Below are 14952 nucleotides of genomic sequence, written 5' to 3' on the forward strand. Positions count from 1 at the left end.
CTCGGCGATGTTCTACATCAAACAGGTTTTCGGCATCGGCCTCAACGCACGCAGCTATGGCGAGCTGGCCGGGATGGTGCAGTTCAACTTCTCGGGCCTGGGGCTGGGTTACAGCTACCAGTTCAACCCGGGCAGCGAGCCGCTCAACCGTCGCATCGGCAACACGACCCACGAGATAGGGCTCAGTTACCGGTTCGATAGGGCCCTGGGGCTGCTTTAGGTACCCGCTACGGTTGCAATGCTTCCAGGCTCGCCAGTTCTGCCGTCAATTCCTCATCAGTAAACGAATGGTCTCGCAGCTTGCCATCGAAATAATCCTGGTACGCTGCCATATCCACAAAACCATGGCCGCAAAGATTGAAAAGGATGGTTTTTGATACCCCTTCTTCCTTGGCACTGTTGACCTCTCGGATAACTTGGGCGATTCCATGGTTCGCTTCGGGGGCAGGGACAATCCCTTCGGCCTTGGCAAACAAAATACCGGCCTCGAAACATTCCAATTGCTGGATAGCCTGCGCTTCGATAAGCCCGTCCTTGAGCAACTGGCTGCATAGCACGCTGGCTCCATGGTAGCGTAATCCCCCGGCGTGGATGGCGGCGGGTGTAAAGGTATGCCCTAACGTATACATGGGCAGCAGTGGGGTATATCCTTGGGTATCGCCAAAATCGTACATGAATTTCCCCTTGGTGAGCTTGGGGCAGGAAGCGGGCTCCACGGCTACGCAACGCAAGGATTTACCTCCTATTTTATCTTGCAGGAATGGAAAGGACAGGCCTGCGAAATTAGATCCGCCGCCCAATGGCGCTATGATGACATCAGGGTAGTCGCCGGCATACTCCAATTGTTTCTTTGCTTCCTGGCCGATGATGGTCTGGTGGAGCAAGACATGGTTGAGCACAGAACCCAATGCATATTTGGTGTGTTCGTCGCCCACGGCCATTTCGATGGCTTCCGAAATAGCCAGACCTAAGCTACCGGGTGTATCGGGATTGGCTGCGAGTGCATCGCGACCCGCTTGTGTATGATTGGTTGGCGATGAATGGACCGTGGCACCAAACGTGTTCATCAGGATTTTGCGGTAAGGTTTCTGGTCGAAGCTAATGCGCACCATGTAGACATCACAGTCGATCCCGAAATGGCTGCAAGCGAAACTCAATGCGGTTCCCCATTGACCGGCACCGGTTTCGGTGATGATGCGCTTGATTCCAGCTTGTTTGTTATAGTACGCTTGTGGGATGGCTGTGTTGGGCTTATGTGAGCCACTGGGGCTTGTTCCTTCGTACTTGTAGTAAATCTTACAATCGGTTCCCAGCGCCTTTTCCAGGTTGGTGGCCCGGATCAAAGGCGTAGGACGCCAGATGCGGTAGGCTTCCTGTACTTCTTCGGGAATATCAATATACCGTTCTGTAGATACTTCCTGCTCGATGAGTGCCATGGGGAAGATCGGAGCGAGGTCGTCCGGACCTACAGGCTGCTTCGTGGCTGGGTGGAGTGGCGGCAGCGGCTTGTTGGGCATGTCGGCTACAATATTATACCACTGGGTGGGCATGTCGCGTTCGTTCAGAAGGATTTTCTTTTCCATGTATTTATATGTTTATTACTGAATTAGGTGTGCGGGACTAATGTACAAACTTTGTCTTAATTTTTCATTTTCCCTGTTGACCTTTTGATGTCTTTTCCGATAGGTGTTTAGATAGCTAATCTTTTAAACACATTTAAAATCATTTCTGATGATGAAAGGAACCGTAAAACAGTATCAGATCAGGTACAAGGAGGGCATCAAGGCCAATCAGACCGAATCGTTTGATTTTGCACTGCCCGAATTGCGGATCGGGCGCGATCCGGACAGTGAAATCCGGTTCGATCCTGAGCGGGAGTTGGCCGTAAGCCGGCAGCACGCCCGTATTGTGCGGCAGCCCGATGGCCGGGTGACGATTGAAGACAACAACTCGCGGAACGGACTGTTCGTCAACAATCGCCGTGTTTCCGGCACGACGGAATTGCGGCCCGGCGACGAGGTGAAACTCGGAAAAAACGGGCCGGCATTTGTTTTTGACCTCGACCCACGGCCGGTGCCTGCTGTGATGCCCACGCAGGTCATCGATATCCCGGCGCCGACCACCTCGCTTGATACCCAACGGGTAACGGACTATGTGCCGGCAGGCCGCCGAACGGGAAGGACGAATTGGTGGTATGCGCTACCCATTGTTTTTCTGCTGGTCGGTGCAACGGTGTTGTGGACGGGCTTTACCAAAGAGACCAATGTGTCGAAGATGGTGGGCGATGGCGAACTGGATATCCAGATTTTCCCGCTGCAGGCCATGATGCCGGCAGCCTATAAGGTCTATGCCAACCCGGCAGCGCTGGACGGACGCTTCTATTTCTGCAAAGTGGTCGTAGACAATAAAGGTAGCGGCGAGCTGCGGGACGTGAAAGTAGACTATTCGGTGCCCGGTTACATCGACTGGACCACAGCAGATGAAGTGAAGTACATCTTGCCGGGCGGGGCATCCGTGGTGACCATCTACCCGCAGTTTCCCCAACGCATAGTCGAGAAGACCACGCAGTCGGCCGAGCGGATGCAGATACGCATCACGTATATGAACGGTGGGAAACCGGATAAATATGAAAAGACGTATCCTTTCCAGATGCTGAGCCGGAATGATTACCTGTACACCAACATCGCGTTCAGTGAAATCAGGGGGCAGCAGGATTTAGAGGACAACAACGATCTGGCTCCGGTATTCATCACTCCGCAGGATCCAATCATTAAATATTATACCCAGCAAGTACAGGAAAAGGTGTTGGGCGGTGCTACGGCAGGCGTAAGCCAAAATCCGCAAGAAGTGGTGAGGTTTATGTTGGGCGTATATGAAGCGACCCGGCGTACCGGCATGGTGTATAGCGGCACCAGCGGTGCGCAGCAGGAAATTGGCGATATTGTGAGTACGCAGCAGAAGGTGCGGCTGCCTCGCGAGGTCGTTACCGGCAATACCGGCTTGTGCATCGAGATGGCTTTCCTCTATGCGAGTGTCTTCGCTAGCGAAGGGTTGGACCCCGTGATTTTCTTCGTCCCCGGCCATGCCTATCCGGGGGTGCATGTAAATGGCCAGTATTACGCCATCGAGGCCACGGCGGTGGGTGGTGCGGGCCTGGGGTATATCGCCACCGCCGACCAAGCCTTCCAGGCGGGCATGAAGCAGCTCAACGAGTTTATGCAGAAAGCCCAGCAAGGTGTGCCCGGCTACGCCATGATCAACGTGAAACAGCTGATCAACAGCGGCGTGCATCCCATGGAGCTCACGGATGACGCCTTTATGCGCGTGAAAGTGGACCAGTTGGCCCAACGGATGGCCGTGGGTGGTCCGCTGGTATTCCAAAAAACGGAGCAGCAACAACAATTGTAAACCAATCAGCAATCGAAAACGAAATGAAGAATTTAATTCTTGTGGCTATCCTCATGGTGGTCGCCACGATGTGGGCATGGGGTCAGCAAACCATTAAGGAACCTATGATATTTAATAGCGATGTACACATTGACTCGGCGGGAAACGCCACGTTTGTTATTTCCGGCAAGCTCAATGCCATGCAATGGCAGTGGTGGAATTATTCGTATGGCACCGGAAACGCCTCCAACCTGAAACGGAACATCGAGAAGTCACTGAGCTCGCTACACCTGTACGACTTCACGTATGAGCCCAATGAAATGGACCGTAGTTTTAAACTGACCTACAAAGCGAAGGGTGTGGTGGAGTACCTTGGCAAAGACAACTGGTTGGCCGAGCTCGGCCTCCGCGAAACGCAACCCGTGAAGATTACGGAAAACAGTTTTACGGCTACGCTTTCACAGCAGATGGGGTATAGTGTGCTACAGACCAACATGCGGGTAACGCTGCCCGCCGACGTGACCGGGATGGCGTTTGACAAAGATGAGTTTAACTACGTAACCATCCAATACAAGCGGCCCACGGAGAGCGTGATGGAGGTAGGTGATGCCGGTATGAAAACTGCCGGATACTCACTGCTTGGCGCCGGATTGCTGGCGATGGTTGGATTATTGGTGTTACGCCGGCAGTCGCATCTATGAAAGCGTTGGCCAGGTGGTTTCGAACAGGTAGGGACCATCACCCCCAATTGGCTACACTGGAAGGTGCCGGCCATGTTGGGACATTGGGAATCCAGATTGCCACCGATGTGGGTAATGTGCGGTCCAACAATGAGGACCGCGCCGTGGCCGTGTATCCCCATGACGAGCGCATGCGCGGGGAGCATGGGGTGATGATGGTGTTGGCCGATGGTATGGGTGGGCACGACGCCGGCGAAGTTGCCAGCGGAATGGCCGTGGAGCGCGTAGCGCAGCAGTTTTTCGGAGGAAAGGGAAGGGTGCTGGACCGGCTTAGGGAGGCCTTCCATGCCGCCAACGTGGAAATATATCAGGCGGGGCAGGGGGGAACACATCAACGAATGGGTACGACCTGCACAGCGGTGGTTGCCGTTGGCGACACATTGTGTATCGCCCATGTGGGCGACAGCCGGGCCTATCATTGGCGCGAGGGTCAATTAACACGGTTGACCGTGGACCAGACGTATGTGCAATACCTCATACAAAAAGGCACACTGGCGTACGAAGAGGCGATTAAACACCCCGAAAGGAATATCTTGATGCAGGCGTTGGGTACTGCGGCCACGGTGGCGCCCGACGTGTCGCGTAAAGCGGGCTATGCCGCGCCGGGTGATGTCATTTTCCTCTGCTCGGATGGGTTGTATGAGTACCTATCGGACGACGAAATTGTAACCTACCTGAACGACGAGGCCCAACGCGGCAGGGTCGCCCAAGAAATGGTCGACGAAGCCAAGCGCCGCGGGGGACACGACAACATCACGGTATTGGTCGGTCAGATACAACCTTGGGAAAAAGGGGCAGTGCTGGAAAACACGCGTGAACTTACCGAAAATCGGGAGCCAAATCCGTAAAACCATGATTGGAAAGACCATACAGGGCTATCGGGTGGACGCGCTTCTGGGTGAAGGGGGTATGGGTAAGGTATACCTGGCCACCGATCTGGCATTGGATCGCAAAGTAGCCATCAAGAACCTCAACGCCAATTTGGCGTACGATACGACTTTTTTGGAGCGCTTCACGAATGAAGCGCGGATATTGAGCAGGCTATCGCATCCCAATATCGCCTTGCTGTACAATTACATCCAAGTAGGCAGCGACCACTATATGGCGATGGAATACGTGGAAGGCGACGACATGGATACCTATGTGCGCAACTATGGCGCGGTATCGCCGGCGCAGTTGGTGCCTATCTTGACGGTGCTGCTTGACGGCTTGGGCTATGCGCACGGAAAAGGGGTGTTGCACCGCGACATCAAGCCGGCGAACCTCATGCTCACGCCGCACGGCTCCGTCAAGATCATGGACTTCGGCATCGCCCGGGTTTCGGACCAAGCCAGCCGGCTCACGAAGGTGAGGAGCGTTATCGGTACGCTGGATTACTTAGCCCCCGAGCTGATCCAGGGAGCGGATCCTACTCCCGCATCAGACTGTTACGCGCTGGGTGTGGTGGCCTACGAACTGGCTACGGGCGGCACGCTGCCATTCAAGGGCACGAGTGAGTTTGCACTGATGCAAGCCATCATAGGCGGGAAGCCGCTTCCTTTGGACAGGCTGAATAAGCGGGTGCCGAGAAAGCTTGCCAGTATCATCGGCAAAGCCATGGCGGCGGACCCAGCAGCACGCTTCAAGGATACCGGCCAATTCCGTACGGCACTGCTCCGTGCTTTCCCGAACTATCGGACGATTGATCCGTATTTGCCGAAACCTGCTGCGCCCACGGCCCTTGCGCCGGTGCCTGCTCCGCCGCCCCCCGGTGCACCAGAGACCGTGGTGCTGGAGCCCACAAAGGCGGGGACTCCCTTGCCCACGAAGGTAATAGCGCGTGTAGAACCGGCGGGTTTTCAGTTGCCTGCGTCTCCCAAGCGATTTGCTTACGCGGCGTACGCGGCCGGATTGGCAGCCGTCATCCTGGTTGTGGTAGCACTGGTGTTCTTGTTTTGGCCCGGCGGCGGGCCTACCGCCGGAAAGGAAAACAATACCGCGACGGTCGGTGTGGACGACGGGGGGAAGCCCGGTCAGCGGTTTGCCCTGGCGACAGGCAACGACGCAGGGACGACCGCGACCCCGCCGGCCGACGTGCAGCAGTTGATCGCCGCCACCGAAGAAGAATTGACCCTACCGCCACCCGACCCCGAACGCCCATCCGGCCCATCACCGCAATCGGACGGTAATGCCGAGCGTAAACCAACGTCGGAGGAAAACGTGCCGGAAGAGACGACGGCAATCGACAAGAAACCCGAGCAGATGCCCGGAACAACGGTTAATACACAGCCAGAAAATGAACCGGATGTTGAACCCGAACGCATACCTGCCCCGATGGTACTTGATGGGTCCGTAACGGTAAACCTGCGCCTCCGTGATAAGCTGGACGGCGCGCAACTACAAAAGGGGCAGCAGTTGTCGTTTTCCGTTACCAAGCCGGTAACCTATCGTGGATACACCATCATCTCCAAAGGAGCGTTGGCCACCGCGGAGATCCGCCGGGTTGGTTCGAGGCAGGTAAGCATCCGATTCAACGATGTGAAAAGCGTCAATGGCCAGACCATCCCGTTTGTGAAAAGCGAACTCAGCGGCAAAATCGAAGATATGCTCGCTTCGCCCGATTTTATCGTCATACTGGAAAAAGGGGCAACGATACCCTGAACAAAAACAAAGGAAGAATTAAAAATAACAAATTTAAAATCAAGAACATGAAACGATTGACATTAGTACTGGTCACGGTGGCTTGCTATTTGGCCGCGAATGCACAGATCATGCAGCGCTCATCGATCAAAGGATTGAACGTCGCTGCGGGCATCAACATGGTGGGGTGGAGCTCTGAATATTATGAATTCCTGTCCGAGACGGCGGGCAGCGGCTACGGTGCGGGGCTGACGGCCAGCTACGGTATCACGGAACTGATTGAGCCATACGTCGGGTTCAGCTATTCTGCAATAGGTACGGGCGAGGTGGATGCCGAATCCATGTCGATGGGCCAGCTGGATATCGGCGCACGGCTCAACTTTTTGGGGACGATCCACGCGTGGCGGCCATTTGTGCAGGCGGGGTACAGCAATCAGGTGCTGGGGTTAAATGGGGTCAACAACGGCGACGGTACAGTGGATGTACGGATAAAGTCGCATGCGCCCCACGTGGGCGGAGGTGTGGCCTATTTTTTTAATCCGGTATGGTCGGTATATGCGAAGGGCTTGTTTACCTTGGAGGGGAAAACCAGTGAATTTTTTGCCGGTGAAAAGATAGATGCCGAGCCGGATATCACTGCTTTTCGGGTAACATTGGGCGCGAAATTCAATTTGCAATCGCTCATCTATTAAATAGGATTCAACCGTTCCATGTGTTTAAGAGAGGTGTCCTCCCGGTGTGGAGGGCATCTTTTTTTTGATGACCTTTTTGACTGCTTACGATATACAAGTAAACAGTTAAAACGAAGCGATGAAAAGAAACAGTTATTTCCTGCTTGCAGCGATGACCCTCGTGGGTCTAGTCTTGTCGTGTAAGAAAGATCCTAAGACCGGACCGAATGGCGAATTACCCCAGGGGCCTATCGAAATCCCATTGAAAGACGCACAGGTTGTTTTACCAACGGGTTCGGGTTATGACCTGACTGGCGCGGAGCTATTGATATTGGGCCAGCCGGTGCCGGTGGGTAAGGATGGCCGTACCAAAGTCGCCGATATCAAGGGGCGAAGTCCGGTGAACCTCAGTTTCCTCTTTGACAAAAGTGACAAGCCTGTACTCATTGGCGTGGTCACAGCCGAGGGTGAAGCAGATATTTCCACGCGTTCTACGGCGAAAGCCCTGCTGTACTATGCATTGGGATTGCCGTTCCAAACCGATACGCTGACTACATTATTCTTTGATAGAGCGGAAGAACTGAATGGTGTGCCCGAGTGGATTGTGGCGTTTGAGGAAATATGGAAGAACGATCCGCTCACATTGAGCACAGGTACTTTTCTAGAACCGCTCCGTAAAGCAGCCCATCAGGTATTGCCCGGAGACCGGGGGATGCGATTAGCGAAAATGGCAGCAACGTCTTCGGACCTGAAGCTGGACGCAAACGACATCCGCAGTGGATTACAGATGCTGGAAGATGGGTTGGGCCAGTTGGCCGTGAACAACAACTACCGCCGGCGCGCACATGCATTTCTCTACAAAATGAAATATCTCGATGATGACAGCGTAGAGCATATTGTGTTGCCGAATATCGGTAACGCAACCAAAGCCGACATGGACTTGGCCATCGACCCGATAGGTGCCATCAACAGCGCGATTGGGGAAATTGGTAAGTGGGTGGAAGACCAGTTGGGGGGCACCGAAAGCGGCGTGGAGTCGTTCCTCAAGAAGAGCGGCCCGGTGACACTTAACCTGGCCGATAACGAAGCGGAGGCCACCTATAAGGTACGTATCGTGGGACCGGGTAAGGATGCTGGTGGCAGTCAACTGATCACAGAAACCGAATTAAGTAAGCTTACGCGTTTGGAAATCGAAACGTTCCTCATCGATTTCGTAATACCGGCTGTCACCGCGGGAACGGCGGCCATCAGCCTGGTCGATGATGTGGGCATCGGCAAATCTGGGTACGAAATCGGTACGGTTCCGGAGAACGTTATCAAGGCAGGTGAACTTTTTTTAAGTGCCGCTCCCGACATCTATGAAGAAATAAAAAAAGGCGATTACATGATGGCTTTACGCAAATCGCTGGAGCACTTTACGGGAGCTGTCGTGAAAGACGAAGCCAAGATGCTATTGGATGTTTGCCTACACATGGCCATCAGCCACGTGGCAAATGTGAATGCCGGTAACCTGACGGAGATGGTCGGCCGAAGCATGGGGCGTATCCTCAACAGTATAGCCGTGATGGACTTGATACTGCAAGGTAACGACCTACGGCTTGTCGCAACCCATGCAGCTACCTCGCGCAACCTGGAGGAGTGGACGGTGGTGGCCCGTGGCAGCAAGGTGTCGCTTTCGCCTGAAGAGGCTAAGGTGGTGCCCTACTCGCAGCAAAAGATCACCGCTGAGATCAAAAATATGGAAGAGTCCGGAGATACGCATCCGTACTTTGAATGGAGTACTTCCGGCAAGTGGGGTTATTTGAAAGATACGAAAGGACACCAGGGCGCTTCGTTTGAAAGTTCGGATCACGAAGTGTTCTATAACGCCAATACCAATTCGGGCCTGACCGATGGCGATAATTGGGAGTACATCTACGTGAAAGCCTATATGGGGAGCAGGCTTATCGGTACGGATACTACGCGCGTTAACGTGCGCAGGAGCGCATATGAATTGAAGCCCAACGGCGTGACGCTTACTGGCCGTAAAAGTGGGTCGTCAAAATTTGCCAATGCGAATGATGTCGCCTTACGGATAGAACCCATCAATGCCAACATACCCGGCATCGCACCAAACGACCAGCGGGAATACCAAGTGGTGTGGACAACAACCGGTAAACATGGGGGGATGTACGGAAAGGAAAATATAACGCCGGCCAGCACCATCACCAACTATGATGATAATGAAATCTGGTATGAATGTACCGATGATCAGACACTGAAAGGTGCCGAAACGGTAACTGCCCGGATTTATTCGAGGGATAAGGGTGCGACGAATGAACCGTTCCGGTTATTTGACGAGGTAAAAGCTACGGTAAACATTGATAATGATCCAAAGAAGCGTATTATAAGGTTGCAGCCGCTGGTGCTCAAAGGAGATACGTTGGTGGGAAGCTACAAGGACAGCTATGGGAATTCATACACATCGCACCAATGCTTCCATTGCTGGGGTACCCGGTATACGCAACAGCCGGAAGATGAGTCGTATGAGCTGAGGGTCATCGACCGTTATAGAGACACGTTCCGTTGGAAGGCGGGAGAACCGGGCCTTTCTTTCGGGTTCAACTATGGGGATCTTGCAAACACATACGACGGGAGCACATATACCATCGGATGGGGAGCTACCTGGAGTGTGGGGCCGTTATACCCAGACCAAGAGCGAAGAACGTGCAACTGGGATTATTCTAACTTCGGTGGGACAATCGAAATGATTGTCACGCTGAAGTAGCGACGAGGATATTATGCTACAACATCCAAAGGTTATGGAATAAAGCACTAAATTAGCCGGAAACTTTAGGAGACCTTTATGGATCAACCTGATTTCCGGCTTCCCGATACCTCGCTGGTTGAACGCATCAAGTCTGACGACGAGGTTACGTTGAAGAACTTGTATACATCAAATTACAGGCTGATGGAACGCTATATTTTACAGCATTCGGGCTCAGTGGACGATGCCAAAGATACCTATCAGGAAGCATTCCTCGCCGTGTGGCGCAATGTTCAGCATGGGCGATTTGTTCCTTCGGCCGAAAGCGATTTTACTTACTATCTAATGCGTGTGGTCAAGAATAAGTGGATAGATAGCATGAGGAAGGCGAAAGGCAAACGCACCATTCCGATAGAAGACGTACAAACGGATTCAATAGCAATGGAAGAGAACACTGATGAGGTGGACGGATACATCGATAACGTGCGGCTGCAATACAAGAATCTCGGCGACCGTTGCCGTGAGTTGTTAGCAGGGTTTTATTTTAAGCGGAAAAGCTTGCGGGATATTGCCAGCGAATTCGGTTGGACCGAATCCAGTGCCAAGAATAATAAATACCGATGCCTGAAACAATTGCGGGAAATGGTGCTGAAAAATGGAGGGACAAATGGATAGGGAACGAATAGACGATCTTCCTGAAGAGGAGCTGTCGGCCATCTTAAATTATTTGAGTAACGGCATGTCTGGCAACGAACGGGATGTTTTCGACCAGCGGCTCGCGAATGACCCGGAATGGCGCCGGAAGGTAACCCAAGTAAAGGGGTTGTTGATTGGGATTCGGGAGGCCAACCTTCGCGAATACCTTGACGGATACCATCCCCGTGGCATCGACGCGACGATGAAACGGTTTTTAAAGGCAGATGTATTGAAAAAATGGTGTGCAGCTGCTGCTATCGTTTTAGTGACGCTGACCGGTGTGTGGTGGTTATGGACGGCAAACCCCTCCGACGCTCGGCTCTACCATTCCTATTTTGTTGTCGACGCCGGGCTTCCCGTTGAGATGGGTAGCGCAGATACGTTGGTATATGCATTTTACGATGGCATGATCAGTTACAAGGAAGGGAGATATCCCGATGCCTTGGCGAAATGGAATGCCTTAGGGGAGGAAACCGGCCAAACAGATACCTTACAGTATTATAAGGGTATTGCGCACATGGCTATGGGGCACGTCGATGAAGCCATTGCACTGTTGGCTGTGGTGGCTGGTGAACGAGCATCGGTTTACTACCAAGACGCCAATTGGTATTTGGCGTTGTGTTATCTCAAACGCGGCGATCGGAAGACCGCATTGAACATCCTGTCGCGTATAGCCGATATGGATTCTGCAAAGGAGTTAAAAGAAAAACTGGAATGATATGTTGCGGGCCGCGTTACTTTTCGCTTGGTTACTAGGAAGTGGCTTAAATTCGCTGGTCATCGCCCAGGAGAGTGATTACGATGCAGCTATCCGGACCTATCGGACCCATGTTTTGGACAGCGCGGATTACTATGGTAAACGCAACATACAACGCTATCGCGCTACCGGACAGTTGGACAGTCTGGCCTTTTCCTACGTTCAGCAAGCATTGGTGGTATGGTCGCGGCAGGACCTCGAAGCTGCCCTGCGATTAATGGATACCGCCAAAAGGGTCGCCGATTGGCTACCGGAACACCACGTGGCCCGGGTAGCTGTTGAAAGTAGGGTCGGACAGCTCCTTACGCAACAGTATGCATTTGGGGAGGCCGCTGCGTATTTTGAGCGGGCCGAAAGGCGTATCATCAAAAATGTCCCTCCTAATCGCCATTACGCCCTGCTATTTAACCAGATAGCCGTCCTCTACTTATTAAAAGAAGATTTCGCGACAGCAGATCGTTATGTGGAGCTTGCCTATGAGATGAGTCGTTTGCTGGACGGTGCAGATGGCTGGGATATGGTGATGATTTTGCAGACCCGTTTTCTTATCAGCCGTTATAGCGGCCAATTTGAACGCGCATTGGAAGATGGGAAGGCCTTTCAACGTGTGGTGGAGCTACGTTACCCGCCGGGCCACCCGAACATCGGGAGCATGCACAACAGTTTAGCGGTAATCTACGAAGCGCTGAATCGGTACGATGAAGCGCTCATACACCGCCAAAAGGCGGTTGGCATACAAGCCGCCAATTACAGTGCTGCGGGGGATGGTGCGCCACTTGCCGCGGCCTACCAGAACTTGGGTTACTTATACCGCTACATCCAAGAGCCGTTCCTTGCACAGGAATACCTGGATAAAGGCATCCGTTTATTGGTACAGCAACACGGGCCGGACGGCTTGGGGATGGTGCACCCATGGGCTGGCTTAGCTCGTTTAAAGAACGAGCTTGGTCGATTTGAAGAAGCCACGGAGTTTTATCAGAAAGCCTATGAGGTGCAGCAGCGTCATGGCCCCGATGATTTGTTGGGGATGGCCTTTGTGGAGTCGTCGTTGGGCGACAATTACCGGGACTTGCAGCAATATGTGCTGGCCGAAAGTTTTTACCATCAGGCCCTGTACCGTTATCGGCAGGCAGGAGCAATGGGCGGAGAGGACGCGCTACACACACAGCGTGGCATGTCTTTGGCAAAATCGGCTATGGGGCAATATGAAGCAGCCATTGCCTTGCAGGAAGAAGTGTTGGCCGGTTTCCGCAAGTTGTTCAAACCCGGTAATCCGACTATAGCGGGCATGTTGTTGACGTTGGCGCGGATATACAGGGAAGCCGATTCGCTGGAGCGCGCACTCGCCTACGCCGATAGTTCGGCAATGGAACTCGCGCGGAATAGAAGACTTCCCGAAAATGCCGACGGCTGGTTCGATTATTTGCCGGCCAGTCGATATACGGTTGACTTGACCATTGAGCGGGCCACTATTTTGGAGGGTCTGTATTGGCAGTCACACAATCGCAGATACCTGGAAGAATTGCTCGGTTTTGTAGATGGTTATTCGGCATTCATGGCGTCCAATCTCCATGCGTTGAGGTCGCAGGCGGCACTGATTGACCAAGCTGATATAAATAAGGCCATTTACTCGATTGCCATGGAGGCCTGCTGGACATTGTCAGACGACGCGACTTCGGGGCCCTTTATGCGCAAAGCTTTTGCTTACGCTGAACGCAGTAAAGCGTTGCTCTTGAGGTTGGCAGCCAACGGGGCTTTAGTTGATGCATCGCAGTCGGACGACGGAAAGGCAACAAGTCGCGACCGGGCTTTCCGACAACGCATCAATACGCTAAATCTGCAGTATTTAAACAGCAACAGGGATGACTCGCTGCTTCATTTGCTTTCCGTTACAGCTGAAAAATATCGATTATTTCTGGATAGCCTGAAGAACGCCAATAACGAACTGTTCGCTATTCGATACACACTTGAACCACCGACGCCGGAAGTCGTCCGGGAAGTTCTATTGGAGAAAAACAGGGCTTTAGTTGAGTACGCCGTCACAGATCGGTGTGTCTTTGTTTTTGTGGTGACCCCCAGTTCCTTTGATACCCATCGGATTGATCGGCAGGTTCTCGACGAGGTAGGTAATCTACAGCGTTTATACGGACTTTCTCCACAGGCTTTCTGTGCCTCTTCTTACCGTCTTTACCAAGCGCTCATCGAACCCATCCAGTCAAATATTAAAGGAAAGAAGTTACTGATAGTCCCCGATGCTGACTTGTATTACCTTAACTTTGAAATGCTCATATCGGACGCCCGGGAGCTTAAATTCTCAGAAATGCCATTTCTTATCCGGTCGTATGAAGTGTCTTACTTACTTTCGGCCGGAAGCGCGTTGCAGACAACTTCCGTACGCCGCTCGCTACCCAAGTCCGGTGCATTGCTGTTCGCCCCTGTTTTTTCCGATGAGATGAAAGCGTCTTACCAAGAGGGGCTTGCGAACCCTCAACTCGAAGACGAGGATTACCTGTATCTTTATCGGCAACCATTTGCATTGCAGGCTGCGCTACGCATTGCGAAGGTTCTCGACCACGATCTGTATATCGAACAAGATGCTGAGGAAAAGGTGTTTAAAAGCCTGGCACATGATTATCGGATTCTGCACCTTGGAACACATGGTGAAGTAAATAACGATTCACCGTTGCTGTCCCGTTTATTCCTTGCGAAATCTGCGGGCGATTCGGCCGCTTCGGATGATGGTTATCTACATGCCTATGAGATCTATGGTATGCAACTACGCGCGGAACTTTCCGTGCTTACCGCATGTGAGACCGGTATGGGCGCATTACGCAGTGGTGAAGGGTTGATGTCGCTAGCCCATAGTTTTCAATACGCCGGATGCCCCAGTGTAGTGATGAGTTTATGGAAAATCGATGAAAAGGCAAGTGCTGATATCATCACTGTCTTTTATGAGAACCTAGCGAAAGGCCAATCTAAAAGCACAGCGTTACGTAAGGCGAAGCTACAGTTGATACGTAAAGGAGGGGAACGGTTAGCACACCCATATTATTGGGCCGGGCTGGCCTTGATTGGTGATACGAAGCCGCTTTACCCAAGCTATTCTTGGATTTATTGGGTGTGCGGTGTGGCTACAATGGTCTTATTACTGATATGGGTATATCGGCGCCGCTTCTAATGTAACAATTACGGTTCTTTTTCTTTGTGAATGAGAATGTTATGTATATTGGTGCGCTATTTTTTATCGAGATATGCAACTAATTCGGTGCTTGTGCGTCTTAATCACGATGGGCTTTGGCTTTGGACTGCACAGGACCGACACATGAATGTATAATT

Annotated in this window: 11 protein-coding genes; 10 read left to right on the plus strand and 1 reads right to left on the minus strand. The window is 52.5% G+C overall.

Annotated elements, in window-relative coordinates; all coding sequences use genetic code 11:
- Positions 1-220 (plus strand): type IX secretion system membrane protein PorP/SprF (locus ACEVG1_RS09395; protein ID WP_374743411.1); only part of this gene is annotated, 220 nt, incomplete at its 5' end.
- Positions 221-227: 7 nt separating this feature from the next.
- On the opposite strand, the gene ACEVG1_RS09400 is transcribed toward ACEVG1_RS09395, so the two are convergent.
- Positions 228-1583, minus strand: coding sequence for a TrpB-like pyridoxal phosphate-dependent enzyme (locus tag ACEVG1_RS09400; RefSeq protein ID WP_353124301.1), 1356 nt, complete (start codon positions 1581-1583; stop codon positions 228-230).
- Positions 1584-1731: 148 nt separating this feature from the next.
- Here ACEVG1_RS09400 and ACEVG1_RS09405 point away from each other — a divergent pair, with 148 nt between their 5' ends.
- The 9 genes from ACEVG1_RS09405 (at position 1732) to ACEVG1_RS09445 (ending at position 14794) form a co-directional block, all read left to right on the plus strand.
- Positions 1732-3408 (plus strand): FHA domain-containing protein, encoded by a 1677-nt coding sequence (locus ACEVG1_RS09405; RefSeq protein WP_353124300.1) that lies wholly within the window; start codon positions 1732-1734, stop codon positions 3406-3408.
- Between the two features lie 23 nt (positions 3409-3431).
- Positions 3432-4088 carry a hypothetical protein gene (locus ACEVG1_RS09410; RefSeq protein ID WP_374743412.1) on the plus strand — a complete coding sequence of 219 codons (657 nt, stop codon included), beginning with the start codon at positions 3432-3434 and terminating at the stop codon, positions 4086-4088.
- On the plus strand, positions 4085-4975 hold the full coding sequence (locus tag ACEVG1_RS09415; RefSeq protein ID WP_374743413.1) for a PP2C family serine/threonine-protein phosphatase: 891 nt from the start codon (positions 4085-4087) through the stop codon (positions 4973-4975). Before ACEVG1_RS09410 ends, ACEVG1_RS09415 begins: the two co-directional genes overlap by 4 nt.
- Positions 4976-4979: 4 nt before the next feature.
- Complete coding sequence (locus ACEVG1_RS09420) at positions 4980-6767, plus strand: serine/threonine protein kinase (protein ID WP_374743414.1); 1788 nt, start codon at positions 4980-4982, stop codon at positions 6765-6767.
- A 47-nt stretch (positions 6768-6814) separates the two neighbouring features.
- On the plus strand, positions 6815-7438 hold the full coding sequence (locus tag ACEVG1_RS09425) for an outer membrane beta-barrel protein (protein WP_353124296.1): 624 nt from the start codon (positions 6815-6817) through the stop codon (positions 7436-7438).
- 118 nt (positions 7439-7556) lie between these two features.
- Entirely contained in the window at positions 7557-10184 is a 2628-nt protein-coding gene (locus ACEVG1_RS09430; RefSeq protein WP_353124295.1) for a hypothetical protein, read from the plus strand.
- 78 nt (positions 10185-10262) lie between these two features.
- Positions 10263-10838: a sigma-70 family RNA polymerase sigma factor gene (locus ACEVG1_RS09435; protein ID WP_353124294.1), complete on the plus strand. Its 576-nt coding sequence runs from the start codon at positions 10263-10265 to the stop codon at positions 10836-10838.
- The gene (locus ACEVG1_RS09440; RefSeq protein ID WP_353124293.1) at positions 10831-11577 is read left to right on the plus strand and encodes a tetratricopeptide repeat protein; all 747 of its coding nucleotides are present in this window, start codon (positions 10831-10833) and stop codon (positions 11575-11577) included. The genes ACEVG1_RS09435 and ACEVG1_RS09440 overlap by 8 nt, the downstream gene beginning before the upstream one ends.
- 1 nt (position 11578) lies before the next feature.
- Positions 11579-14794 (plus strand): CHAT domain-containing protein, encoded by a 3216-nt coding sequence (locus tag ACEVG1_RS09445; protein WP_374743415.1) that lies wholly within the window; start codon positions 11579-11581, stop codon positions 14792-14794.
- The last annotated feature ends 158 nt before the right edge of the window (positions 14795-14952 follow it).

This window comes from Parapedobacter sp. 2B3 (assembly GCF_041925275.1).
GTDB lineage: Bacteria > Bacteroidota > Bacteroidia > Sphingobacteriales > Sphingobacteriaceae > Parapedobacter > Parapedobacter pyrenivorans_A.